Below are 24,276 nucleotides of genomic sequence, written 5' to 3'. Positions count from 1 at the left end.
GGGCGTCGTCCCCTTCCTGGGGCGCGAGCTTGCTCTCCTCGTGTGCGGCCTTCGTCTTCACAGCGCTTCCTTCAGTTCGCGCGGCACCAGCGTGTGCTCCCACGGCAGGATTCCGACGGGCAGGGTGCAGCTGAACGCCGCCGCCTGCATCCGGTCGGCCGGGCGCATCAGCAGCCGCGCCCCGGCCAGCAGATTGCGCACCATCACGTTCGCGTCTTCCAGCTCGGAGTCGGAGTCGACCGTCACCGTGACCATCAGCGAGAACTCCACCAGGCCGGCGCCGGTGGCCTCCTCCACCGCGGTCTGCTCGGCGGCCCGCACCTCGTTGGCGGCCCGCGCCTGCACCATGCCGCGCTTGGAGGTGGCCATGAACTGCGCGGCCCGGCGGTCGGCCTCGACGATGCGCGCCGAGGTCGCCGGGTCAATGGGCCGGTACAGCAGCGCCACCCGCTTGCGGCGGGTGCCCGGCGCGTCCTCCAGCAGGCCGCGCAGCACCTGCGAGCGCACCGATCCGCGCGGTGCGAGGGTCAGCATCCAGGTCCGCGACACCGCCGAGTCGTGCTGGTACGCGTTGACCTTCTCGACCGTCGCCGCGGGTCCCGCGTCCTCCCACTCGAGGCCGGTGCCGCCGTGGACGGCACGGGCCTCGAGGACATCCCCCGCCACGCCCGGGTCGTAGGCCACCCGTACGACTTCGGCGATGCGCTCGGCCGACAGGGGGGCGGCGGCCCCGCCACCCGCGCTCACCACTCCCTCCAGCAGACCGGGGATGCGGATGGCCAGGTCGGCGATGAGGTCCTCGGTCTTGCGCTTCTGACCGGGCTGGGTGCCGTAGGTCAGCGCGATGTAGGTGTGCATCTCCGACGACGCGGCCGGATACCGCTGCACCACCTCTTCCATCACGGCCCGCGCCGCCGGCGGGGCGTCGGGGCTGATGCGCGGCAGAATCTCGCTGGCCAGCCGGGTTCCGGTGTCCGGAGCGGTTTCCACGATCACGGTGGCTCCGCGGAGCCCCGGCTCGTTGGAGAGCCGGGCCAGCCACTGGCCCCACGACGCCACCCAGTTGTCGATCTGGTCGGGGTCGACCAGGGATCCGCCGTCGGGTTCACAGCCGAGCACGATGGTGTACAGATTGCGGCCGCGGTGGTGCAGCACCCCGAACGGCTGGTCGTAGGCGTCCCTGCCCTCCATGACCTTCACCCGGCTCAGCAGCCCCGGCGGACGGAACTTGCCGTCCGGCCGCCGGGACAGCGGCCCGGAGAGATAGGTGGCCGACCCCTTGGCCTTGCGCCGGAACCAGCCGATGCGTACGGCGAACATCTGGTAGACGTTGCGCCCGTCCTGCGTCCGCACGGCCATCGGCACCAGGAAGATGACCTGGATGACGACCAGCACAATCGTGATCTTCAGTGAGATCAGCGATGCGAGCAGGTCGAAGAGGAGCCCGCCGAACACCCCGACGGTGCCGATAAGGCCGAACGGCCCGAGGCCGGGCCGCCTGGGCCTGCGCCAGTTCCCGTAGGTGGGATCGGCGACAACGGCATCAGTGGACATGGGTGTTACCTGTTCCTTTCCGTGAAGTGCAACGCGCGGTCAGCTGTTGGTTCCTCAGTACTGCTCCCGGTCGGGGGTATCGACCCCGCTCCTGGCGACATCCGCGACGGTCTTGGCAGCCGCCCCCGCCTTTTGCGCGGCCACGATCGCCACGGCGGCCGGACCTCCCGCCGCCGCGGCCGCCCTGCCACCGCCCGCGGCCGCACCGCCGCCACGGCTTCCCGCGCCGGAGGGGCTGGCGCCGCTCGCTCCCGAGGGGCCCTGAGGCCCGGAGGAGCCGCCGCCTGACTTGACACTCTGGAGCGCACCCGAGGCGATGCCCATGGTGGTCTGCCCGACGGAGTCGCCGCCGAGGGCGCCCGTCGCCGGGACGACGACTCGCATCAGGGCCGGCAGCGCGATGGCCGTGAGCAGGAGCACGGCCATGCCCGCGATCTGCGTGCTGGCCTGGTCGTCCTTCGCCCCCGTCATCATGAGGGTCCCCGACCAGATGATGAGAGCGACTGTGGGCTTGTACAGCAGCCAGGCGACCAGCCAGCCGATGTGCTTGCGCCACCACGTCTGGCCCCAGTCCGTCATCGAGGCGGCGGCGGCGACGGGGAGCGTGCCCATGAGGATGATCTCCACTCCGAGCCGGACCCACATCAGGACGGCCATGAGGAGACCCGAGAGGAGCATGAGCCCCGCGATGACGAGCAGCAGCATGCTCTCGATGTGCCCATCGCACCCCATGCCCTTCCGCAGGTCCTCCGTGGCGCCCTGGAGCAGATGGTCGGAGTAGTTGTTCATGAGTCTGACGAACAGGTTGACCACGACGCTGGCCGACGTGCTGACCACGACGATGCGCAGGATGCCCTTCACCATCGTCTGGCCCGGCTCTCCGCGCCGGTCCAAAGCCATCTTGGTGGCGGCGAACAGCATCGAGCCGATGGAGAGATACACGACGATCCACTGTGTCTGACGGGTGATGTCCGCCGACACATCCTGGTTCTCGGACGGTGTGCCCATCGAGGTGCCTATGACCTCGTAGGCGGCGTTCATGAGGTACCTGGCCACCACGCCGATCATCTCGCCGACGGGGTCGCTGAACATCCCCAGGAAGTCGACGCCGCCTTCGCACTTCGCCATCTCACGCACCCCACATGACGAACCCGTTGGGTCCCACTCGCTTCACGGATGAATAGAGGGCCCCGTCGCCGTAGAGGGCCACCTTCCAGTCACCGTCCCGCCAGCGCACGGATATCGACGTCGACAGGTAGCCGCCCATGGGATTGGTCAGGAGCAGCCGTACCTTCGCGGAGCCGCCCGAGTAGGACGCCAGGGAGAAGCCCACGAACCGTCCGAGCGCGTTCTCCCCCGGGGACTCCGTAGCGGCCCCGGCCTTGCTGGTGACGAACGTGTCGCGGGACGCGCCGGGCACGATCTGCTGCTCCGCGACGACACGCCAGGCGGTACCGCTCAACTGGACGGGAATGGTGTGCGCCGCCAGCACCGCCCCGGTGGGGGTGTGGGCGAAGCACCACCACATGGCGCCCTTGGTGTGCAGCGGTCCGGCTACCGGCGAGGTGGGCACCATGAGGGAAACGAGCTTGCGCCACTTCACCTCCTTCGGCGCGGAGACCGGCCGCGCCGTGTCCCGGTCGTCGGTACGGCAGTTCCCCGGCCGGCCACCCGGGCCGCCACGGACCCGCTGCGGATCACCGGGTGACAGCGGGCCGCTGAGACCGGCCAACTCCTCGCGGCTGTCGGCCGCTGTGTCGGGGCCCGTGGTTCCCGTCACGAGGCCCACCAACGCCATGAGGACGAGGCACCCCAGGAACGCGGCCGCGTTGATCCAGCCGCCCTGCTTGTAGAAAGGCCCGACGGGCGGGGCCTTTTTCCGCCGTGGGCCGAATACGCGGAACACTCCGACCGCCCCTGTGCCGGCTTACTCACCACCGCCGCCCTTGCCCCCCACGTTGCCGAAGAAGAACACGACCGTCGGTCCGGCTACGGCCACCAGGACACAGCCGCCCAGCACCATGCCGAGGCGGCTGATGTGCTCCGATCCCTCTCCGCGCTTCATGGACACGGCCATCATGGTCCCGGTGATCATGATGCCCGCCACGCCGGCCGCGGTCCCGGCCCACCCGAGGATCCCCAGGACGATATCGACGGCGTTGGCGAGCGAACTCGGAGCGTTTCGCTTCGGGTCGGGGATGTCGCCGTTGTTGCCGCCGCCGGCGGCCAGGTTGACAAAGCCCTTGGTGTAGAGGGAAAGGAGGGCTTCCTTCATGAGATTCTCCGTTGCTGAAAAATAAATTGGAATGGGACGGTTACCGCTAGCGGAGGAGGAAAGGCTCCACCACGAAGACGAAGATCGGGCGCGCGGTGGCGCCGATGGTGCAGGCGGCCATGACGATGACTCCGCCTCGGAAGTACGTCGCCCCTTCACCCATCTCGCCCCGGCGCAGCTGGAGGGCCAGCTGGAGGCCCACGATCATCAGGCCCGCCACCGCGGCGGCCGTCACGCACCAGGCGAGGATGCCGAGCAGTTCGGCCCCCTCGGTCCCCGGATTGAACACGGGTTTATCCGCCGGCGCGGCGATCAGGTTGAGGTTCATCACCACTCGCCCGCGGATTCGCTCTGGGCCGAGACGAGCCGTGCCAGAACACGCACCTGCCTCGGCAGACGGTCGGGGTCTTCACCGAGGCGCCAGGCCGGTACCCACGGGATGCGGTGGACCTCGGCCGCCGAACGCATCACCCGCACCTGCCGGCCGAGCGGGCGCGGCAGCCGCCCCGGCGCGTCGGCGACCAGCACCACGGCGAGGGACCGCACCCCGTCGGGGTGCTCCCCCTTGCGCAGTGCGTTCAGCGCGTGGGAGACCGCTCGCATGCCCGCGTGATGGGTACGTGCCACCAGCAGCACCTGACCGGGTTCTCCCCTGGCCGGGTCGGGCCACCGCCTGCCGATGTCCGCGCCGCCCAGGATCCGGGCGAGCGTGCTCGCCCCGGCGCCGCCGTGCGTGGTGATCCACGCGACCTGCTGGCCCTGGTGGGGTGACGGCGCTCGGCCCGCCACCGCGGGTTGCTCGAGCAGCACGGTTTCCTCGGCTGCCGCCGATGGCCGGACCGGCGCCGGCGCGGCCTGCTGCGCGGTGGGCCCGCGGACCCACATCTGGGAGCCGGCGGATGGCGCCGTAGGGACGCCCATGCACACCCCCTCCTTCCCTCGATTCGTGTAGGCGACGGATCCGGATTGAACTCTTGGGCCGCTGTCTGCGTTGCGGCATGCGAGGCCGTAGTGGTCCGTCGGGCAGCCACTACGGGAAATCGGGTGCCGCGGTTCACGGCATCCGGAGATGAGCCATGTCGTACAGGTGAAGGCAAGAGGAGTGACGGAACGTGGGCGCGGAAGCCGGTGGGGAGACTCAGACCGACCCGACCAAGTGGGCAGCGGGCGGCACCTTGGGATGCCTGGGCTGCTCGCTCTTCCTGGTGCTCCTCTTCGGGACGTTCGTCGTCGCCGCCCTCGGGTGGATCTTCTGGCCCCTCGTACTGCTCTGCAAGATCGGCCTCCTGTCCTGCGACGCGAACAGCGGCGGAGGCGTCGACAACGACAAGGTCGTGGCGGCGTACAACAGCGATGGCCGGGGCGCGCTGAATGAAGCCACCGTGCCCTCGGAGTACCTCGCGTACGTCAAGGAAGCCGGGGCGCAGTGCCCGCAGATCGGCCCGATCGTCATCGCCGCGCAGATCCAGCAGGAATCCGGGTTCAACGCGAGCCTGGTCGGCCCCGACGGGGCCAAGGGCATCTCCCAGATGCCGCCGGACAAGTTCACGGAGTTCGGCGAGGACGACGACGACAGCGGAGAGACCTCGGCCCTGAACGCCGAGGACTCGATCATGGCGCAGGCCAGGTATATGTGCGCGCTGGCCAAGGACATCGACCGCCTCGCCGACAACAACGAGATCCGGGGAGACCGCCTGAACATGACGCTGGCGGCGTACGAACTGGGCCTGGACGCGGTCAAGCAGGCCAAGGGCGTGCCGAAGGGCGACACGCGCACGGGAAGCTACGTCGTCGGCGTCAGGTCGGGGTTCGCCATGTACTCCGCGGACGGGGGTCTGCCCGGGGCGACGTCACCCCCCTCCCTCAGCCCGCGGCCCACGCCCTCGTCGTGACCAGGGCCGAACCGTGACCAGGACAGCAAGGACAGCAAGGACAGCGAGGTGACCACCACATGTTCACGAAGAAGACGCGCCAGGACCAGGACGGGCCCGAGGCGCTGGAGGTGACGGAAGTGCTGGAAGTACTGATCCGCCGCGACGGCAGCGCGATGATCGCCGGAGCGCCCGTCGCCGTGCCACGCGGCGAGCCGGTCCACGGCGTGGTGCTCGACGCGCTCCACCACCACGCGCTGACCCGGGGCACCCCCGTCGAGGCGGCGATCGACGACCGGCAGGAGGGTTCGGTCACCCACATCGAGGTCGCCCCCGATGGTTCCAGCCGGATGCTGCGAGACGCCGAATACCAGGAGCAGCCCCCGTCCGAGCCCGGACCGGCCTCTGGACCGCCACCATCCGCTGCCCCGCCATCCGATCCGCCGGCCGCCGGTCCGGCATGGGATCTCGAACCCTCTGCCGCCGAGCTCCAGCGCGCCGAGGTGGACACCCCGCTCTCCGTACCGAACCAGCTCGCCGATCTCGTCAGCCCGGTCACCCAGGCGCTGCGGTCCGGCTCCCTGGAACGGGCGGCGGCTCTCTCCTTCCGGCTGCGGGCGCACACCATGCGCGTCTTCGGCGCCAACCATCCGTACACCCTCGAAGCACGTTCCCTGGAGGCGTACACCGCACACCAAAGGGGGGATTACGGCACCGCGATGACCACGTGCCTCGAACTCGCCCGGATCCGGCATCAGCTGGGCGATCCACATGCTTCCGAGGAACTCGCGCGCGCGGCGGCCGCATGGTGGCTGATCGACGACCCGCTGCCCGCCATCGACCACGGCAAGGCACTTGCCGCTGTGTGGTCCGAACTCACGGAACAGCGCGGCCGGACCGGTCGGGAAGCCGAGTTGATAGGCCATGTCAATCGCCGTCTGCGCAAGCTCGCCGTCATGACGGCCGCGAGCGAGCCCGGACCGGTTTCCGCGGGAACCCTCGCGACAAGCGGATAACAGCCGACCGGGCGGGGGAGTTACCCCACTCATCACGCTGTCAAACGCGCCGTCAAGCACGACATCAATCGAACGTAGACGCGACGTGGACTGACGCTCGCCAAACTCCTCGCGTATTCGCAGCCGCTGGGTCCGCCCGGCGGCCTGCCTCGCCCCACTGGGGTTGCACACGAGGGAGTACGGAAGTGAGCTGGACCGTGATGGGATCCACTGGATCGGTCGTTGCGCGGGAGCGCGTACTACGCACGCTCTACGACGAGCAGGTGGACGATCTGTTCGCGTTTGTGGTGCGGCTGCTGGGGGGCGATCGGCAGCGCGCGGAGGATGTCGTACAGGAGACCATGCTGCGCTGCTGGCGCACTCAGGGACTGGATGAGGACCAGCCGCTGCGACCGTGGCTGTTCCGGGTGGCCCGCAACCTCGTCATCGACCAGCATCGGTCGCGCATGGCCCGCCCCCAGGAGGTCAACGGCAACTCCTGGCTGGACGACCTGACGCCCGCGTCCGACGACGTCGAGCGGTTGCTCTCCTCGCTCATCCTCAAGGAGGCGATCCTGCAACTGCCGGCGAAGCACCGGGAAGTGCTGTACGAGACGTACTACGCCGGCAGGTCGGTCCGGGAGGCGGCCCTGGTGCTCGGCGTGCCGCCGGGCACGGTCAAGTCGCGCGCGTTCCACGCGGTACGCGCGCTACGGATGGCTATGAACGTCGTCGAGACCGCTGACGAGGAGGCCGGCGAGAGGCCCGTGCAGATGTCCGCGGCCTGACTCACCGACAGCGGGACCGCCTCACCCGCGGTCCCGCTCCCCTCGGCCAGCCGGGCTCAGCCTGCCATCGGGGTACCGGCATCCACCGCCGGAACGTACCCGACCTGGGCCCGCCGTGCGCCACACGTCTCCCGCAGCCACGCCAGGCGTTCCAGGGCGGCGATGAGCGCACGGCCCTCCTCGCCCGGAATCTGGTTGCGCATGCGGATCACGGAGCCTCCGGTGGCCAGCGCCATCTCCAGGTCCGTCATCTCCAGCCACAGCGTTTCCGCGCGGACCGCCGCCTCCTCGGCCTGCTCGTCCGCCTTCTGGTAGTGCCAGCGTTCGGCGATGTCCCGGTACAGCTCGACCCCTGCGACGGTGTCACCGGCGAGGGCGGTGAACTGGGCCCGGACCTCGCGGATACGCAGGGCGTCGGGGTGGGAGACGCCGAAGTCCTGCGCGGCCCGTTCGTCGAGCCGTGCGGCTAGCTCGGCGGCCGGGCCCGTACGGCCCGCCTCCACATGCTCCCGGACCGAGGCCAGGATCTCGGTGTAGGTGGCAGGTCCCGCCTCGGGCTCCGGTTGCCGCCGCGCCGGGGCCGCGGCTCCGGCCGGAGGCGGTCCGGGACGCGGCAGAGCGGGCGCGACGGGCACGGCGGGCGAATCGGTGGTGGCGGACGCGTTCGCCGGGCGCTTGTCATGGCGTTTCTTGCCCGCCTTGGGGCCCGGTGCCGGGCCGGGTAGTTCGCCCACCTCACCGTCGGGGAAGATGGCCAAGTGCCATACGGTGCCGTCCTGTTCGGTGGCCCTGGCCCGTACCGCGCGCCCGAGCCGGGCGGCCGCGCCGGCCACCTCGCCGACGGCCGCGGCGCGGGTGGGGTGCCACGAGGTGGGTACCGAGAGGCCGGAGACGGCGACCCGGCCGTCCTGGCTCATGGTCAGCGCGTAGACCGGCCAGGCGGGAACATCCGTGGGGTCGTGAGTCGTGTGCATGGGCTACCTCCACCCTGTGACGGTGTGACGTCCGTACTAGGAGACGGCGATGCTGGCGACACGCCACTCCCCCTTGGCTGCCGTGCGGGTGAGGTGCACGTAGGCCACGAAGGTGCGGGACTCGCCGGCCCACCCGTCGCGGCCCTGCGGGCTGGTGGTGACCTCCCACTGCCGCCATCCCTCGGTGGCGGTGTCCGCGGGCTTGGCCGCATCCTCCGCCCGCGCCAGCGTGACGACGGTGCGGGCACGGTGCTTGGTCCACTCCTCCCACTGGGCACCGGGGACCGACTGAGGCCGGTCCGCGCGTATCCGGGCCGCGTACTCCTTGGTCAGCCAGCCCTGGTCCGCGACCCGCACACTGGCGTCGTGTGGCCGGCTGTCGACGGTGGTGTCGAACGTCCACAGCGCTTCGAGGACGCCCCCGCTGAACGCGTCGGCATCCCTCTGATCGAGATCGTCGAGGGCAACGCCACCGGTCCGGCCACGCTCTTGAGAGGGAACCTCCACGGACGGCGTGGACGCGGCCTCGTGGCGGCCGGACGGCGCGGTACGGGCGGCCCGGTCGTCCCCACCGCCAAGACCGCAACCGCCGACCATGAACATGAGGGTCAGCGCTGTCGTCACCGCGAAGGTTCTCCGTGTGCTGAAGGGGGTCATCCGAACCGCCTCATTTTCTGTGCCTTGCTCGCGTAGTACGGCTCATCGAGGTTGCTGATCTTGACTACGTCGCCGGTTTTCGGCGCGTGGATGAACTGCCCACCGCCGATGTAGATGCCGATGTGATCGAAACTGCCGTTGAGGTTGAACCCGATGACGTCACCGGTCCGCAGATCGTCGCGGCTCACTCCCCGGCCCACGGTGACCTGGCGCTGGCTGACCCGCGGCAGGATCGAGCGGCCGCCGCTGGCGTGATAGACCGCGTACTGCACAAGGCTGGAGCAGTCGAACCCGACCGTGTTCGCGCCCTGCGCGAATCCGCGTCCGGGGCCCTCCGGTCCGCCACCGCCCCATGAGTACGGGGTGCCGAGCCACTTCTTGGCGGCCTCCACCACCCGTTCACCGAACCCGCCGCCACCGCCCCCACCGGCACCCTCCCCCTCGTCGGCCGGTTCGCCGCCGGTGTACTTGGCCATCGCCTGGGTGATGGTGGCGACATAGGTCTGGGTCTCCGGATAGGGAGGCACGCCGCCGTACTGCTCGACCGCTCCGGGGCCCGCGTTATAGGCGGCGAGCATCAGCCGGGTAGGGTCCCCGGCCTTCGTCTTCCCGACCTTGCCCACGAGCCAGCAGTCGTAACGGGCCTGGGTCATGATGGCGTCGCCCGGGGTGAACGGGTCGGCCTTGCCGTCCGGTTGAGGGCTGCCGTCCTTGCCCGCCGCGTCCACACCCCACGTCGCCCAGGTGCCGGGCATGAACTGGCTCAGCCCCTGGGCACCGACGGGGCTCACCGCGTCGGGTTTCCAGCCGGACTCCTGCTCCATCTGCGCGGCGATCAGCGGAGCGCTGACCTCCGGGCAGGTCCGGGCGGCCTTCTCGATCCATGACACGTACTCGGAGGGGACGTGTCCGGCGCTGAGGGTACCGCCGACGAAACCCGTGGGCGCGGCGTCATCGCTCTGTCCGTTACCCGCGGCTCCGAGCACCGACAGCGCGACGAGAGACATGACCAGCCCCACGACGGCGCAGCCCGTCACCAGCAGGGTCGATCTCGCCTGCGCCGTATGGCCGTCCATCAGCAACCCCCAACATCGTACATTTCGCCTTAAACATAGACCCTATGGCAGATTCTCAACTTATATGTATTCTTAGGGCGTTGTGACGCTCACCAAAGGAGATGCCGTGGGAGGGGATGTGCAGGTCGCCAATCCCTGGTTGCCGCAATCGCGCCCGCCGCGGGGTACCAACGGGAAACCTGGACGATCGGTTCAGACCCCGACGGGACCTACCGGCCCGACGGCACCACAGGGCGCCGCGGTGCCACCGCCCGAGCGGGCGTTGCCCGTCGCCCGACCGCGGTTGGACAACGGGCAGGCCTGGTGGTGGCTGGGCGTGCACGGCGGCGCGGGTGTCAGCACGCTGGAGCAGGCCGTACCCGGTGGCCGTGACGCCGGCCGCGCCTGGCCCGCGGCCGGCGGGTCCCAGCCGGTCGTGCTCGTCGCCCGCTCCGGCGCGAACGGTCTCCGGGCCGCGCAGAACGCCGCGCAGCAGTGGGCGTCGGGCATGGTCAGCGGGGTCGACCTGCTGGGCCTGGTCGTCGTCGCCGATGCTCCCGGCAAACGCCCCAAGGCCCTGCGGGACTTGGTGCTGCTGGTCTCCGGCGCGGTGCCTCGCCTGTGGGAGATCCCGTGGTCGGAGCCCTGGAGGCTCGGCGAACCGCCCCTGGCACACCTGCCCAAGGAGTGCGCGCCGCTCGCGCACGACCTGACCCGACTGACCCGACCCGCGTAGAGGGGAACACCTTGTCCAGCCTGCTGGCGGCCATTACGGACGTCTCACCCCATGTGGCTCACACACTCGCCGCCGCTTCCCGGCCCACGGGCGTACCGGACGTCGGCGGCGGAGAAGCCCCGCCCGGAGCCGATGATCTGCTGCAAGTCCTGAGGTGGGTGGCCTGGAGCGTCACCGCCCTGTGCGTCGCGGGCATCTTCGGCGTCGCCTCCAGGATGGCCATCGACCACTCCCGTGGCGGCGGCCGCGAACACGCCCGGGGGCTCGGCTTCGTGCTGGGCGCGTGTGTGCTCGTCGGCTCCGCCTCGGGCATCGTCGGCGCGCTCGTCTGACCGGCCGCCGTCATCCGACAACCCATGAGGGGAGGGCACATGGCAGAGCCCAGCAAGTCCACACCAGGCGATGGCCCGCCCAGCCCGTGGCTGCGCAACGGCTTCGTCCTCGCCGCCACGTTCATCGGCTTCGTGGCCGTCATCGCCGGGGCGGTCATCGCCACGTCGGGAACGCCCGGCGAGGACGGCAAGCCCGTCACGGCGCGCCCGTCCGGCCTCGCCCTGCCGTCCGCGAGACCCGCCGGCGGCGAGGGCTCCTGTCCCGAACTGCCCGACCGGCAACGGAAGGTGCCCACGTCCGCTCCCAAGAACACGACCTGGGCCCTCTACGAAACCGTGGCCCTCCCCTCGTCCAAGGAGTCGGGCCCTGCCGTGGCCGGGAAGGACGGCGTGGCTCGCTGCTACGCGCGCACGCCCATCGGCGCCCTGCTGGCCACCGTCCAGATCAGCGTGCGCTACGTGGCCGCCGATGACTGGCTGGAGGTGGCGCGGTTCCAGACCGTCGGCGCGGGCCGCGACGCCTACATCGCCGCTCGGACCAAGGCGGAGAAGACCGAACCCGTGGACGGGCCCGGTGGCGCCCAAGGGCAGGTCGCCGGGTTCAAGTTCGTCACGTACAACGACACGACCGCGGTGATCCAGACCGTGTGGCGGTTCCAGAACGGCCGGATGCAGGCCGCCACCACGACCGTGCTGTGGCAGGACGGGGACTGGCGGCTGGAGTACCCGGCCGACCCTCCTGACCCCACCCCGGTCGGTTCCCTGGCCGGATACGTCGAGTGGGGAGGTGTGTGATGGCGGGCTGCGACTTCGGCTGGGTCTCCCCCACGATCGGTGGCTACTGCGTGGGGAACGGATCGGGCACCGCCCCGAAGGACCTCGGCGACAGCGCGTTCGACGACATCGCGGAGAGCGCCGCGAAGGCGGCGAGTACGACGGTCAAGGCGCTCGGCAGCGCCTGGATGGACCTGAGCAGCCCCGACCTGGGCGACATCGACGGCCCGGTGGCGTTCCTGCGCGGCTCCACGCTGTGGTTCACGTCGTTCATCGCCGTGCTGTGTCTGCTCATCGCCGCCGGGCACCTCGCCTGGCGACGCCGCAGCGAACCCGCGCGGCAGGCCCTCCACGGGCTGGTCAACCTCGTGCTGGTCTCGTCGGCCGGCGTTGCCACGGTCTCTGTCCTGACCTCGGCGGGGGACAAGTTCAGCATCTGGATCATCGACAGATCCACCGGCTGCCGTCAGATCAGCGCCAGTGGCGAACCGGTCGCCCAGTGCGTGGCCGAGTTCGACAAACGCATCTCCGCCATGCTGGCACTGGGCGAGACGGACTCCTCGTTCCTCGTCCTCATCATGGCCGTGCTGGTGGTCCTCGCCGCCATCGCCCAGATCGCCCTGATGATCGTGCGCATCGCCATGCTGGTGATCCTCACCGGCACGCTGCCCCTCGCGGCGGCGGCCAGCTCCACCCCTACCGGCCGGATCTGGTTCCGCAGGTCGGCGGGGTGGCTTCTCGCCTTCGTGCTCTACAAACCGGCCGCGGCCGTCGTCTACGCGGCCGCGCTCTCGATGCCCGGACAACAGGCCCAGGACGACGGTGTCATCTCCATGGTCTCCGGGGTGGTACTGATCGTCCTGGCCTGCTTCACCCTCCCCGCCCTGATGCGGTTCGCCGCTCCGGTCGTGCAGGCGGCGGCATCCGGTACGGGCCGCATGGCGCGTGGGGCCGCCGGGGCCGGTGCCGCGGCCGCCGCGCCGGTGGGGGCGCTGCCCGTGCCGCACGTGGGCAGCCTGGCCACCGGCCGATCGGTGGCGGGGGCCGCCGTGGGCTCCGCGCCCGCCGGCCCGTCGCCCACCGGCCTGCCGGCGGCCGGTGCCGCCGCGGGCACCGCCCCCAGCGGCGCGGTAGCGGGCAAGCAGCGGCCCGCGCCGGGCCCCGGCGGGGCACGCGGCGCCGCGGACGCCGAGCACTCCCCCGCCGGACCGACCCGCACCGGTCCGGCGGCTCCGGCAACCGCCCCGAACGACAGCGACGAGACACCGTCCGACCACCGGCAGGCGGCATCGGCCCTCGTGTCCGGACCGCCTCACCACGCCGATGACCAGCAGGAGAACGCCCGTGACAGCCACTGAAGACGCCGCCCCCCGCACGTACGGCAATTTCCGCAAGCCCCGCACCTTCGGTCTGCGCGGCTTCTCCCTGGGCGCGACCCTGCTGCTGTTCGCCGGGCTGATCGCCGTGGTCCTGGCCATGCTGGTCTCCATATGGGTCGCGTTGGCCCTGGCGGTGGCGCTGGCCGTGGTCCTGGCTCCGCTGGCGCTCAAGGACCGGCACGGCCGCACGCTGATGCAGCGTGGCGCGGTCCGCCTGGCCTGGTGGCGCACCACCTCCTCCGGAGGCCATCTGTACCGCTCGGGCCTGCTGGGCCGGGCCGGCTACGGCAGCTGTCAACTGCCCGGTCTGGCCTCCCAGTCCGCCCTGCTGGAGGCGCGGGACGGCTACGGACGTCCGTTCGCCATGATCACCATCCCGGCGACCGGGCACCACACCGTCGTCCTCTCCTGCGAGGCGGACGGGGCCGTCCTCGTCGACGAGCGGCAAGTCGACACCTGGGTGGCCCACTGGGGCCAGTGGCTGTCCGCCCTGGGCTCGGAGCCCGGCCTCGTCGCCGCGAGCGTGACCGTGGAGACCTCCCCCGACTCCGGAGTGCGGCTCCAGCAGGAGATGGCGGCCAACACCCATGCCGAGGCCCCGGATCTGGCCACGTCGATGCTCGGAGAGGTGCTGGCCGCCTATCCCGCCGGTTCGGCGCAGATCGCCACCCGGGTCGCGCTGACCTTCTCCGGCACGGCCCGCCCGGGCTCACCCCGGCGCAGTGTCGAGGACATGGCCCTGCACATCGGCACCCGGCTGCCGGGCCTGACCGCCGGTCTGTCCATGACCGGCGCCGGCGCGGCCGTACCGATGACCGCGACCGAGCTCGCCGAGGCGGTGCGAGTCGCCTACGACCCGTCCGTGGCGGCCCTCGTGGATGAGGCGCGAGCCACCGGCGGCACCGGACTGACCTGGGACGAGGCCGGGCCCACGGCGACGCAGGAAGCCTGGGACCACTACCGGCACGACGGGGCGTTCAGCGTGACCTGGGCCATGACCGAGGCCCCGCAGGGTGAAGTGTTCTCCAACGTCCTGACGGCGCTGGTCCAGCCGAACCGTGACATCGCCCGCAAGCGCGTCACCCTGTTGTACCGCCCGCATTCCCGCGCAGAGGGTGCCCGCGTCGTCCAGCAGGACTACAAGAACGCCCTGTTCAACGCCCAGCAGTCGCAGATCGGCCAGGCTCGCGACGACGTGGAGGTCACCGCGGCGCGGCGGACCACCGAGGAACAGGCCCAGGGGCATGGAGTGATCCGCTTCGGTCTGCTGGTCACCGCCACGGTGGGTTCCGCAGACGAACTGCCGGCGGCGGCCTCGGCCGTGGACAACCTGGCTCCCGCCGCGCGCATCGCCGTACGCCGGGTCCACGGCTCCCAGGCGGCCGCGTTCGCGGCGGCGCTTCCGCTGGGACTGGTGCTGCCGCTGCACACGGCCGTGCCGCAAACCGTCCGGGACGCGATGTAACGGGATACGGACGCAACGGGATACGGAGAACTGACTCGATGGCACGCACGACGAAGAAATCACGCGAACCGCGCCCGACCTCACGGGGCTGGCCCGGGCCCGGCGGTGGCATGGTCGGCTACATCGACCCGGCCCCCGAGTGGCGCGGCACGTCCGTACAGGTCTGCGGCCTGTGGCCGTTCGGCGCCGGATCCGGCACCCCCATGGTCGGGGTGCCGCTCGGCCGCGACCTCGGCTCCGGGGCGACCGTGTGCTGCGACCCGGTGTCGTGGTTCACGCGGACCAGCCTGCTGGCGAACCCGTCGATGTTCGTCCTGGGCCGCCCCGGGCTCGGCAAGTCGACGGTCGTACGGCGGATGGCGCTCGGCCTGTCCGGGTACGGCGTCCACCCGATGATCTTCGGTGACCTCAAGCCCGACTACGTGGACCTGATCCGGGCCATCGGCGGCCAAGTCATCAGCCTGGGGCGGGGCCGCGGCAACCTCAACGTGCTGGACCCCGGCGCGTCCCTCGAGGCCGCCGCCCGGCTCACCGGCGGCGCCCGCCACCGGCTCCTCGCGGACATCCACGGCCGCCGTCTCCACATGGTCTCCGCCCTGGTGACCATCCTGCGCTCCGCGCCCCCGACGGACCGCGAGGAGACGATCCTCTCGGCGGCGCTGAACGTCCTGGACGACCGTCACGGAGCGGGCTCGGGCCGGGGCGTACCGGTGCTGGGGGACTTGGTACGGGTCATCAGGGAAGCTCCGGAGGCCCTGCGCTCGGTCGCCTTGGACCGCGGTGACATCACGCGCTACCGGGACATCACGGAAGACCTCGAAGCGTCGCTCACGGCCCTGCTCGGCGACGGCCGCCTGGGGGGTACATTCGCCAACCAGACGACCGAGGCGATGAAGCTGGACCGCCCCGTCTGCTTCGACATCAGCGGCATCGACGACAGCGAACTCCTGCTCCAGGCCGCGGCGCTGCTGTCGTGCTGGTCGTACGGGTTCGGCGCGGTTTCCGCCGCCCACGCGCTCGCGGACGCCGGTCTGGAGCCGCAGCGCAACTACTTCCTCGTCATGGACGAGCTGTGGCGCGTCCTCCAGGCGGGCCGCGGGCTGGTCGACCGGGTCAACGCCCTCACCCGGCTGGACCGGCAGCGCGGCGTGGGACTGGCCATGATCACCCACAGCCTCGACGACCTCCTCGCCCTGCCGACGGAGGAGGACCGCACGAAGGCCAAGGGCTTCGTGGAGCGCGCGGGCATGGTCATCAGCGCGGGCCTGCCGCCAGCGGAAATGCCACAGCTGGCCCAGATCGTGCAGCTGACGGAGGCGGAGAAGCGCCTGCTGACGGACTGGTCTACGCCGCCCGCCTGGGACAGCGCGAACGGCCGCAGAGCCGACCCGCCCGGCCTCGGCAACTTCCTCATCAAGGTGGGAAACCGTCCTGGGATTCCCCTGCATGTGGAGCTGACGGCGGCGGAGCTGGAGGTCAACAACACCAACAAGAGGTGGAACAAGGAGACGAAGAGCCGGGCCAGGCACGCCGGTGGCCAGACCGCCTGACCCACACCGCAATACGATCGGGCCCGCAGCCGCTATCGGCGTTACCGCCGTTTTTTCGGCTGTGGGCCTTTGTCTGTGTCCGCCGGGCCAGCGGGCCGTGCAGCGCTGTCCTTCTGAGGACTCAGAGGCGGGCCCCCGCTGGGAAGGTAACCCGCTGCGGGGGTGCGGTTGGTGGCTGGCGCGGGAGTAGCCGGGGGCGAGGGGTGCGGTGAGACTCGCGGCGGGACGAGGGTTGGGTTCTGAAGTGTCTTAAGGAGCGAGCGGAAGGATTCAACCTCCTCGTTCGGCCGCGCCCTTGCCTCCGCTTCCGCCCGAGTTTCACTCCGAAGATTGGTTTCACGTCGCGCCTTAAGGACCTTTTCTTCCGAGCCAGCCTTGCGAACCTGCTTACCGAAAAGCTGTGCCTGCACCCTCAATCTATCAAGGAAAACAACCTCTTCTTGACCATCTCCAGGATATCGCGCCTCACCGTTCAGGACTCGCCATCGCGCCAAACCGTGGACGTTAGGCGGTTCATGGTGCGTATATCCATCGCCTACAGTTTGGGCACCGTGCTTCTGCCGTGCATCCCACAGATCGTGCAGCGACTGATCTTCCCCTCTCATGCTGCGCGGTGATTCACCCTTGTAGATCACCTGCCCTTCCTGCAAAGCCATGGTCAGTTCACGTTCATCTGGCACAGCAGACTGCGGCAGCTCGGACTCAGTCATGGATTCCCCTTTCCCTGGCTCAAAAGGGACCACGCACGCCACGCCACCACGGTTCACCGGTTGCACCGTTGCCAGACAAGTGGGATGCGGGTGAACCAGCAGAACCGGCGGGACGTTGTGGCGATCGGAATCTCTCGTTCAAGAACCGGCTGAGCGCCAACGCAGCACCTGGAGGGTCGTCAGTTGTTCAGTGTCACCGTCCGCGATCACATCATGATCGCCCACAGCTTCCAAGGGGACGCCTTCGGACCCGCGCAGAGCCTGCACGGCGTGACGTTCGTGGTGGACGCCACGTTCCGGCGCGAGCAGCTTGACGATGACGGCATCGTCGTCGACACCGGTCTGGCTACGCAGGAACTCGGCGAGACGATCGGTCCGCTGAACTATCGCAACCTTGACGACGTACCCGAGTTCACCTGCATCAATACCTCAGCCGAATACCTGGCCAAAGTCATCGCGGACCGTCTCACCGAGCGGGCTTGCGACGGCGCGCTGGGCGAGGGGGCGAGGGATCTGACGGGCATCTCGGTCACACTTCACGAGTCTCACGTCGCTTGGGCGAGTTACGAGCGCGATCTGCGATGAGCTCGAGCGTCGGGCCGACGAGCTGACCGCGGTCGATCAGGACGGCAGCCAGCTCGTCGGCAGACCCCTCGCCACCCGGCGCGCGGGGTCACCTTCGTCCTCTCGCCGACACGTTCTCTTTCTTTACCGGAGGCACCGCACTCGGGGAGCTTCCGGCGGTGGGACCGTTCCCGCTCCCCGGTCGGCCGGGAGGTGTGTGCTCCCGAAGGAAGTTGGCGAGGGGGTTGACGAGCCGCGGGCTGGGGGTTCCCGGTGACGATGATCTGGTCTCGGGCCTGTTCCCGTACACCGGTGTCGTAGGCCGCTCTTGGCTGTAGCTCACAGAGACCTCGGTGGTGACGTGGATCTTGCCTTGGTGAGCACTGCGCGAGTCGCTCCCGCCAAACGCGGCTCTGATCCTCTTCCCGACTCGGGTAAGGAGGCTGGGACGATCAGCCCACGCCTCGGCTGTCGTCTCCGCTTTCGGCCTGTCGGCAGTGGGCTCTCCCCGAGCGTGATGATGAGCGGGTTGCTCAAAATCGTCTTTGTACCCCTGGCGCGGATTGTCCTTGATTTGGGGAGCGACCACCCTGGCAGCCTCCCTCACCCCCTGGGGCATCGGGGTTTCGCTACCCGGCCGCTCTCGTCCAGGCACTGGCCTGTCCGGACCGAATATCCACTCTCGCGCGTTGTAAACGAGCTGTCTCAACTCCTGCTCGTTCGCCCTGTCCTGTTGCGCAGAACTTCTCCTCGTCCTCGCTGCCTCTCCAGCAGCGGCCAACGCGTTCGTTATCGCTTCATTACCCGCGCCCGGGGGCTGGGGCGGCGTGCCCATGCTCAAGCCTTTCTTGATCGCGGCAGACGGTCTTCCTCCATCACTTCCCCCGCGCCTGCCGTGAGGCAGGCCGCTGTTGCGCAACTGCCGGTGGCGGTGACGACGCCGAGGCCTGGGGTGTCGAGGCCTGGTGTCTCAACGGCCGGGAGAAGTTCGGCACAGCAGAACGGGCGAACGCCGCCACGCTCTCCTGCGCATCGGACGACGCGCTGGGCGTCGGAGAATCGGCACGGCTTCCAATGCTGGCGGTACGTGAGACTGGTCGATTCTCCGGCGTACCGGACGACGCGCTGGGCGTCGGCGACGCGGCGCTGCGCTCTAACCTGGCGCTAAGGCCACGGGGGGTTGAGGTTGGCGTTACCAAGGTTGCGCGCTGCTGCGGCCCCGGGCGCTCCTGCGGCGCCGGGCCCTGGAACGCCCACTCCTGAGAATTCACCTGCTGCTGCGGAGACGGAGCCGCGTGCTGCTGCGCCCGCGGGGGCTCGTGCGCTCCCTCCTGGGTATTCCTCGCGTCAGATTGACGACGCTTGCGCACCTCCGCGAGGAGAGCCTGCAAAGCCTTGCCGTCGACCCGCACAATCTGCGGATCATCGCCCAATTGCGACCTCATGGAGGCACTCTGGTGTGCCCCTTGCCCACCCAGGCCCGCTTGCTGGCCCTGTGCCTGCCTGGCCGCATCTTGCGTCTCGCGATACTTGCGATACTTGTAACCCCCGTAGAGGGCTGCCGCTCCAGCAGCCATCATGGGTACTCCGACCGCGGCACCGGCCCCGGTAGCCGTGGCTATGACTCCGCCCACCAGCAGGCCGATTCCCATGGCCTCGTAGGACGTTGGCGACTTTGCCGCAGCTTTCAGCAGCCGCCATCCCGCGGCTAGCCGATCACGCCATCCACTTCGACCGTTCCGCCCTGCCTCGCTGCTCGTGCTGACGTTCTCGTTGGCCATGCCGCGACCTTCCAGGCCGTGCGGGCTGACGCCTACAGCCCGCCTACCGTGTCCATGGGTACGAACGGGGAGGCGTACGAGCAACAACGGTCAGGCGCGCCAACCGGTTCAACGGCATCCCGCGGAGCGGCGCCGCACGGTCAGGCGCGAGCAGTCGCCGTCCCGCCGGAGGCGGAATCCGGCGGGGCGCCGGGGGGAAGTCCGTCCAGGCGTCGCAGCCTGTCCCTGACCTCCTGTGTCTCCCGGTGATCGAACTTTTCGAAGATCACCAGTGCCTGCTCCCAGCTCGCCCGGGCCGCCTTCGGCTCACCGGCCGCCAGGTGCACGTCGCCGCGGCGGGTCAGGGCGCGCCCCTCCGCCTCTCGGTTGCCGGATTCACGGTGCGCCTCAAGCGCCTGGTCGCAGTACGCGGCCGCTTCATCGTGGCGGTCAAGCCGATGGTGGACCGTGCCGAGGATGTCGAGGGCGACGCCTTCGACCCAGCGATCGCCGATACCGCGCAGGACGGTCAGCGCCTCCTCCAGGCTGCCGATGGCCTCGTCGAACCGGCCGAGTCGCTGGTACGCGTCCCCCAGATTGGCCAGAAGGATTCCCTCTCCCCAGGCGTCACCACGGAGCCGGTCCCTGGCCAGTGCCCGTCGGGTGTACTCGACGGCCTTGTCGAGTCGGCCCAAGTGCAGGTAGGCGTCGCCCAAATTGCCCAGCGCCGTAGACATCGCTTCGCTGTCCCCGAGCTTTCGGTACCACGCCAGCACCTGAAAGAGATCGTTGACACACTCGTCGTAACGTTCCGCCACCCGCAGGGCATTGGCTCTCTCCGCGAGCATCCGGACCTCGCCCAGCAGATCGCGGGCCCTGCGGGCGGCCGTGACTGCCGTTCCGGTGGTGTCAAGCCAGTCATGCACATGGCTACGGAGGTAGAAGAACCCCCACAGGGCGGCGGGCAGTCGCCACGCGATACCCGGCAGACCGGCCGCGGCGGCTTGATGGACCGCGGCGACGAGGCCGGGCCGTTCGGTTTCGCACCAGTCCAGGGCCTGGTCGTACGACGTGAACGCCAGGGGCTGGCAGTCGGGGGGAAGCGGCTCCAGGGGGACCGGCTGACGATGCGGTGTGATGACCTGGTAGGCGGCCTCCGCGGTGTGCAGGTACCAGGACAGCAGCCGCTCCACGGCCTGGTCCCGTTCCTTCGTCTGCCGCTCGGCGAGGAGGCGTTCGGTGGCGTAGGCGCGCAGCAGGTCATGTAGGGCGTAGCGACCCGGAAAGTGTTCGGTCAGCAGGTGGGCACGGGTGAGTTCGGTCAGCAGGCAGCGGGCCTCCCGGAGCGGCAGCCCGCCCAGGGCTGCCGCGGCGTGTGCGGAGATGTCGGGGCCGGAGTGCAGGCCCAGCAGGCAGAATAGTCGCGCGGCCGCCGCGGACACCGCCTCGTACGACCAGGAGAACACCGCCCGTACGTCGAGGTCGCTGTCGTCACTCGCGAAGGCGTCGAGACTGCCGTGGCTCTCGCGCAGTTCGTCCGCGATGGACCCCAGTGCGAACCCGGTCTCGGCGGCTCGGGCGGCGACCATGGCGAGAGCCAGCGGTAGCCGGGCGCAGCAGGTGAGGATCTCGGCGGCCGCCTGAGGTTCCGCCGCCAGGCGACCGGCGCCGAGTCGTCGTGCCAGGAACTCGTGTGCTTCTTCGCGCGTCAGCTGGTGCAGCGTCAGCGGACGCGCCCCGTCCTTGGCGATGAGGCCGGTGAGCCGGTTGCGGCTCGTGACGATGACCAGACAGCCGGGAGATCCGGGCAGCAGGGGGCGGACCTGTTCGGTGTCGCGGGCGTTGTCGAGAAGGATCAGCACCCGTCGGTGGGCGAGCAGGCTTCGGTACAGACCCACTTGGGCGTCGAACCCGGCGGGGATCCGCTGTGCGGGGACGCCCAGCGCGTCGAGGAAAATACGGACCACTTCCTGCGGCGTCACACTGGAGCCGGTGGGATCGAAGCCGCGCAGGTTGATGAAGAACTGTCCGTCGGGGAAACGGTCGGCCACGGAGTGGGCCCAGTGCACCGCCAGCGCGGTCTTGCCGATCCCGGCCATGCCGCCGATCGTGGAGATCACCACGGCGGGCGGATGTCCCTCGGCTTCCCGCAACAGGGCGCGCACGTGGTCGAGTTCGACGGCCCGACCGGTGAACGTGGGCAGGTCGGCGGGCAGTTGTGCGGGGCGGAACTCCTGCGTGGCCGGCTGCGGAGCGGCATCCGCCGGAAAGTCCGCCGGGAGGGAGAGCGAAGCGGGGTCCAGGGACTCGTCGGCCGCCAGGATACGGTCGTGCAACGTCCGCAAGGGCGCACTGGGTTCGATACCCAGCTCCTCCACGAGGATGCTGCGGGTCCTGCGGTAGGCCGCCAGCGCCTCGGCCTGTCGCCCGGACCGGTACAGCGCCAGCATGAGTAGCTGGCACAGCCGCTCCCGCAGCGGGTGCTCGGCGGACAGCGCGGTCAACTGGGCGATCGCTTCCCGGTGCCGCCCGAGTTGAACGTCGATATCGACCAGGGCTTCCAGCGTGCTCAGCCGCTTCTCGATGAGCCGCGAGCGTTCGGTCTCGGCCAGCGGGCCGGGCAGCCCCGCCAGCGGTACGCCCTCCCAGCTGTCGAGCGCGTCGCGCAGCAAGTCCGTGGCGGCGGACAGTTCGCCGGCGGCCTGTCGCTTGCCCGCTTCGGCGACCCGCTGCTCGAACGCGGCCAAGTCCAGGGCGCCTTCCGGGACGTGGGCCACGTAGCCGTCTGTCACAGATACGATCACCTGCGGCGCCCCATCCGCGCCCCGGTCCGCGTCCAACACCTTGCGCAGCCGTGACACGTACGTACGCAGGACGGACAGCGCCGCCGACGGTGGGCTCTCCCCCCAGACGGCGTCGATCAACTCGCCGGCTGTTACAGGGTGCCCATGGCGTAACAACAGTACCGCCAGCACTGATCTCTGCTGCGGTGACCCGAGGTCCAACTCCGCTTCCCCTTGCCATGCACGGATCGGCCCCAGTACGGCGTAGCGTATGGAGGGCCTCTGGCTCGTGTTCACATGTACAACTCTAGTGAAGGAAAATTGCGGAAGTACCCTGTTCTTGCTACAGAACAGAACAGGGCCGCCCCTCACCGAAGCTCACTCACCTACTGGCCGAGCACACCACCCTTCACCTTCCGCTTCCCTGTCCGCTCTCGTCTCCGTCAGGCCTGGGCGGGCGGAGGGGGAGGGGGCGCGAACGGGTCGGCCCTCTCGATGCGTGGGGTCTCCTTCGGCCGGTGGGAGCCCGCCTTGCAGCCCGCGAAGGGACCCGACGGATCCCGCAGACTGGTCATCACCTGCTGCAGGTAGTCACGGTGCCAGTTGGCGGGCCCACACCTCCCCGAGCCGGGACCGGTCAACTCGGCCCAGGCCAGCCACAGGCCATGGAGTTGGGCAACCGCTTCAGGGTGTTCCCACCAGCTGGAGCACCAGGGATACGACGAGGTGACCTCCCTGCCGTAGACGGGCAGCAGCACATGGTGGGCCCACAAGGTCAGCTGGCGCAGCTCCTGTACGTATTCAGGACCCTCCTTGTAGAGGATGAAGTTGGGCGGACTCGGGGTCTCCTCCTTCGCTGCGTCACCCCCTTCGGCGGGAGCGGTTTGGGTGGGAGCAGCGTCCCGATCGCTCTCAGCGACTTCGGTGGTTGCCGTGGACATGGCCGTCCTGCCTTCCCTGTGGCGTGCTTCGACGTGGTGGGTGGTGCACGAGCATCACGTACGGACCCCGGATGCGGTTCACCTTCCATCGGTGGCAAGTGAGCTTGAACCAAACACCTGGCGGAGCCGTGGTGAATCCCGACCGGAGAACGTTTCCGTCGAACAGGAGTCGAACGGAGCACTCCGGGAAGGAAGAGACATGCCAGGGCCAGACCCTTCGGGCTCCAGCGCCGGCCGTTACGTGTCCTGCCGGATGAGTCCGACTCCCGAAGGATGGGGGCAGCTGGAGCGCTCGCCGGGACCAATCCCCGCGGAGGCGCCAGACCTCCCCCAAGGAGCCGCGATCGGCCTGTACGACTCGGAGCGCGCTCAGTTCTTCAGCCACGACGGCGACGACTTCGTCTCCTGGCCCACGACGACGAAGACGTGGTCCACGGAACATCGCAGGGTGATTCTGGAGGCCGTGCTCGACCTCACTCCCACTCTCGTACAGGGGATAGCGAAATACATTCCGGGCAGGGCCGGTATATATGTGAGCGCAGCAGGAATCGTATTGCAGACCGGCAAGGGCCTGTATGAGCTGTCCAACCAATACCTGGAGAACCGCGCGGGTGGCGTCATCAACAAAGAGGCGTTACTCGCGAGCCTGGGGCGGATTACGTCCGCGGTGACCAACGCTCTCGGCGTCGCCCTGCCAAAGGGAGGCGCAGCGGCAAACACGTTCAACGCGCTGGGAACCGCGGCTGCCACGGCCGCGACGACCGCGGATATCACGAACAGGTTCCATCAGAGCCGCGAGAAGGCGGCCCCGAGGGAGATGTATCCCGGGCTGCACAGAAACCCGCCGCTCGGGTACCGGGCGGGCCAGTTCCAGCCGGGAGCCGCGCCGACGACTGTCCACTCATCCCAGGACACCACCCCGGCAGTTCCGCATTCCGCCCCAGCGCTGGGCGGCCAAGCGCTGGGCACCCGAGTGATGCGGCCAAGCGCGGACATCACCTCCAGCCACGGCATCAGCAGTGCGCAGCCACCCGCCGGCGGAAGCTACGGGGGGAACGGGAAGGCGCCGACGGGGCAACGGCAGCGCCGCTGATCCGGGGAGCGACGGCCCCG

22 protein-coding genes are annotated in these 24,276 nt (G+C 69.7%); 11 read left to right on the top strand and 11 right to left on the bottom strand.

Translation table 11 applies throughout. The features are described from left to right. Nucleotides 1–57: 57 nt before the first annotated feature. From ACFV9T_RS14895 to ACFV9T_RS14870, 6 genes are read right to left on the bottom strand one after another with little or no spacing between them, the layout of a single operon-like run. On the bottom strand, nucleotides 58–1,554 hold the full coding sequence (locus tag ACFV9T_RS14895) for an SCO6880 family protein (protein WP_385440064.1): 1,497 nt from the start codon (nucleotides 1,552–1,554) through the stop codon (nucleotides 58–60). 54 nt (nucleotides 1,555–1,608) lie between these two features. After that, nucleotides 1,609–2,682 (bottom strand): hypothetical protein, encoded by a 1,074-nt coding sequence (locus ACFV9T_RS14890; RefSeq protein WP_385440061.1) that lies wholly within the window; start codon nucleotides 2,680–2,682, stop codon nucleotides 1,609–1,611. 1 nt (nucleotide 2,683) lies between these two features. After that, a complete protein-coding gene (locus ACFV9T_RS14885; RefSeq protein ID WP_385440060.1) occupies nucleotides 2,684–3,460 on the bottom strand; it encodes a hypothetical protein in 777 nt (258 codons plus the stop codon). Nucleotides 3,461–3,481: 21 nt separating this feature from the next. Continuing rightward, entirely contained in the window at nucleotides 3,482–3,829 is a 348-nt protein-coding gene (locus tag ACFV9T_RS14880; protein WP_385440058.1) for a hypothetical protein, read from the bottom strand. 46 nt (nucleotides 3,830–3,875) lie between these two features. Next, nucleotides 3,876–4,118, bottom strand: a complete 243-nt coding sequence (locus tag ACFV9T_RS14875; RefSeq protein ID WP_385440056.1) for a hypothetical protein — start codon at nucleotides 4,116–4,118, stop codon at nucleotides 3,876–3,878. Nucleotides 4,119–4,156: 38 nt separating this feature from the next. Further along, the gene (locus ACFV9T_RS14870; RefSeq protein ID WP_385440055.1) at nucleotides 4,157–4,639 is read right to left on the bottom strand and encodes a DUF6668 family protein; all 483 of its coding nucleotides are present in this window, start codon (nucleotides 4,637–4,639) and stop codon (nucleotides 4,157–4,159) included. 302 nt (nucleotides 4,640–4,941) lie between these two features. On the opposite strand from ACFV9T_RS14870, the gene ACFV9T_RS14865 reads away from it, so the two are divergent. From ACFV9T_RS14865 to ACFV9T_RS14855, 3 genes are all read left to right on the top strand, one after another. Next, entirely contained in the window at nucleotides 4,942–5,721 is a 780-nt protein-coding gene (locus ACFV9T_RS14865) for a transglycosylase SLT domain-containing protein (RefSeq protein WP_385440054.1), read from the top strand. A gap of 59 nt (nucleotides 5,722–5,780) precedes the next feature. Then, nucleotides 5,781–6,716, top strand: coding sequence for a hypothetical protein (locus ACFV9T_RS14860; RefSeq protein WP_385440052.1), 936 nt, complete (start codon nucleotides 5,781–5,783; stop codon nucleotides 6,714–6,716). A 185-nt stretch (nucleotides 6,717–6,901) separates the two neighbouring features. Further along, nucleotides 6,902–7,483, top strand: coding sequence for a sigma-70 family RNA polymerase sigma factor (locus tag ACFV9T_RS14855; RefSeq protein WP_385440050.1), 582 nt, complete (start codon nucleotides 6,902–6,904; stop codon nucleotides 7,481–7,483). Nucleotides 7,484–7,539: 56 nt separating this feature from the next. Here ACFV9T_RS14855 and ACFV9T_RS14850 read toward each other — a convergent pair whose 3' ends face one another. Genes ACFV9T_RS14850 through ACFV9T_RS14840 form a run of 3 tightly spaced genes read right to left on the bottom strand, consistent with a single transcriptional unit; the run spans nucleotide 7,540 to nucleotide 10,190 of the window. After that, nucleotides 7,540–8,457 (bottom strand): hypothetical protein, encoded by a 918-nt coding sequence (locus tag ACFV9T_RS14850; RefSeq protein WP_385440048.1) that lies wholly within the window; start codon nucleotides 8,455–8,457, stop codon nucleotides 7,540–7,542. Nucleotides 8,458–8,493: 36 nt separating this feature from the next. Next, the gene (locus ACFV9T_RS14845; RefSeq protein WP_385440047.1) at nucleotides 8,494–9,081 is read right to left on the bottom strand and encodes a hypothetical protein; all 588 of its coding nucleotides are present in this window, start codon (nucleotides 9,079–9,081) and stop codon (nucleotides 8,494–8,496) included. Nucleotides 9,082–9,110: 29 nt separating this feature from the next. After that, the gene (locus ACFV9T_RS14840) at nucleotides 9,111–10,190 is read right to left on the bottom strand and encodes an NlpC/P60 family protein (RefSeq protein ID WP_385440045.1); all 1,080 of its coding nucleotides are present in this window, start codon (nucleotides 10,188–10,190) and stop codon (nucleotides 9,111–9,113) included. Nucleotides 10,191–10,473: 283 nt separating this feature from the next. Between ACFV9T_RS14840 and ACFV9T_RS14835 the strand changes: the two genes are divergently transcribed. From ACFV9T_RS14835 to ACFV9T_RS14805, 7 genes are all read left to right on the top strand, one after another. Next, nucleotides 10,474–10,905 carry a DUF6668 family protein gene (locus tag ACFV9T_RS14835; RefSeq protein WP_385440044.1) on the top strand — a complete coding sequence of 144 codons (432 nt, stop codon included), beginning with the start codon at nucleotides 10,474–10,476 and terminating at the stop codon, nucleotides 10,903–10,905. 11 nt (nucleotides 10,906–10,916) lie between these two features. Further along, on the top strand, nucleotides 10,917–11,237 hold the full coding sequence (locus ACFV9T_RS14830) for a hypothetical protein (protein WP_385440042.1): 321 nt from the start codon (nucleotides 10,917–10,919) through the stop codon (nucleotides 11,235–11,237). A 39-nt stretch (nucleotides 11,238–11,276) separates the two neighbouring features. Next, a complete protein-coding gene (locus tag ACFV9T_RS14825; RefSeq protein WP_385440041.1) occupies nucleotides 11,277–12,032 on the top strand; it encodes a hypothetical protein in 756 nt (251 codons plus the stop codon). Then, nucleotides 12,032–13,369 (top strand): hypothetical protein, encoded by a 1,338-nt coding sequence (locus tag ACFV9T_RS14820; RefSeq protein ID WP_385440039.1) that lies wholly within the window; start codon nucleotides 12,032–12,034, stop codon nucleotides 13,367–13,369. Before ACFV9T_RS14825 ends, ACFV9T_RS14820 begins: the two co-directional genes overlap by 1 nt. Then, nucleotides 13,356–14,855, top strand: a complete 1,500-nt coding sequence (locus ACFV9T_RS14815; RefSeq protein ID WP_385440037.1) for an SCO6880 family protein — start codon at nucleotides 13,356–13,358, stop codon at nucleotides 14,853–14,855. Before ACFV9T_RS14820 ends, ACFV9T_RS14815 begins: the two co-directional genes overlap by 14 nt. Nucleotides 14,856–14,893: 38 nt before the next feature. Beyond that, the gene (locus ACFV9T_RS14810) at nucleotides 14,894–16,405 is read left to right on the top strand and encodes an ATP/GTP-binding protein (protein WP_385440035.1); all 1,512 of its coding nucleotides are present in this window, start codon (nucleotides 14,894–14,896) and stop codon (nucleotides 16,403–16,405) included. An 893-nt stretch (nucleotides 16,406–17,298) separates the two neighbouring features. Further along, nucleotides 17,299–17,700 (top strand): 6-pyruvoyl tetrahydropterin synthase family protein, encoded by a 402-nt coding sequence (locus tag ACFV9T_RS14805; RefSeq protein WP_385440034.1) that lies wholly within the window; start codon nucleotides 17,299–17,301, stop codon nucleotides 17,698–17,700. Nucleotides 17,701–19,600: 1,900 nt separating this feature from the next. On the opposite strand, the gene ACFV9T_RS14800 is transcribed toward ACFV9T_RS14805, so the two are convergent. Beyond that, entirely contained in the window at nucleotides 19,601–22,519 is a 2,919-nt protein-coding gene (locus tag ACFV9T_RS14800; protein ID WP_385440032.1) for a BTAD domain-containing putative transcriptional regulator, read from the bottom strand. 146 nt (nucleotides 22,520–22,665) lie between these two features. After that, entirely contained in the window at nucleotides 22,666–23,163 is a 498-nt protein-coding gene (locus ACFV9T_RS14795) for a DUF4913 domain-containing protein (protein WP_385440030.1), read from the bottom strand. Between the two features lie 448 nt (nucleotides 23,164–23,611). On the opposite strand from ACFV9T_RS14795, the gene ACFV9T_RS14790 reads away from it, so the two are divergent. After that, nucleotides 23,612–24,256 carry a hypothetical protein gene (locus tag ACFV9T_RS14790; RefSeq protein ID WP_385440028.1) on the top strand — a complete coding sequence of 215 codons (645 nt, stop codon included), beginning with the start codon at nucleotides 23,612–23,614 and terminating at the stop codon, nucleotides 24,254–24,256. The last annotated feature ends 20 nt before the right edge of the window (nucleotides 24,257–24,276 follow it).

This window comes from Streptomyces sp. NPDC059850 (genome assembly GCF_042731515.1).
Taxonomy (GTDB): domain Bacteria; phylum Actinomycetota; class Actinomycetes; order Streptomycetales; family Streptomycetaceae; genus Streptomyces.
The sequence above is the reverse complement of the archived record's forward strand: the minus strand, read 5'-3'. Positions and strand labels throughout refer to the sequence as shown.

Bases quoted from the DNA above. Each gene is read 5' to 3' on its own strand.
- ACFV9T_RS14820 (WP_385440039.1), top strand. From the start codon at position 12,032: ATGGCGGGCTGCGACTTCGGCTGGGTCTCCCCCACGATCGGTGGCTAC.
- ACFV9T_RS14895 (WP_385440064.1), bottom strand. From the start codon at position 1,554: ATGTCCACTGATGCCGTTGTCGCCGATCCCACCTACGGGAACTGGCGC.
- ACFV9T_RS14890 (WP_385440061.1), bottom strand. From the start codon at position 2,682: ATGGCGAAGTGCGAAGGCGGCGTCGACTTCCTGGGGATGTTCAGCGAC.
- ACFV9T_RS14840 (WP_385440045.1), bottom strand. From the start codon at position 10,190: ATGGACGGCCATACGGCGCAGGCGAGATCGACCCTGCTGGTGACGGGC.
- ACFV9T_RS14860 (WP_385440052.1), top strand. From the start codon at position 5,781: ATGTTCACGAAGAAGACGCGCCAGGACCAGGACGGGCCCGAGGCGCTG.
- ACFV9T_RS14880 (WP_385440058.1), bottom strand. From the start codon at position 3,829: ATGAAGGAAGCCCTCCTTTCCCTCTACACCAAGGGCTTTGTCAACCTG.
- ACFV9T_RS14825 (WP_385440041.1), top strand. From the start codon at position 11,277: ATGGCAGAGCCCAGCAAGTCCACACCAGGCGATGGCCCGCCCAGCCCG.
- ACFV9T_RS14850 (WP_385440048.1), bottom strand. From the start codon at position 8,457: ATGCACACGACTCACGACCCCACGGATGTTCCCGCCTGGCCGGTCTAC.
- ACFV9T_RS14795 (WP_385440030.1), bottom strand. From the start codon at position 23,163: ATGTCCACGGCAACCACCGAAGTCGCTGAGAGCGATCGGGACGCTGCT.
- ACFV9T_RS14810 (WP_385440035.1), top strand. From the start codon at position 14,894: ATGGCACGCACGACGAAGAAATCACGCGAACCGCGCCCGACCTCACGG.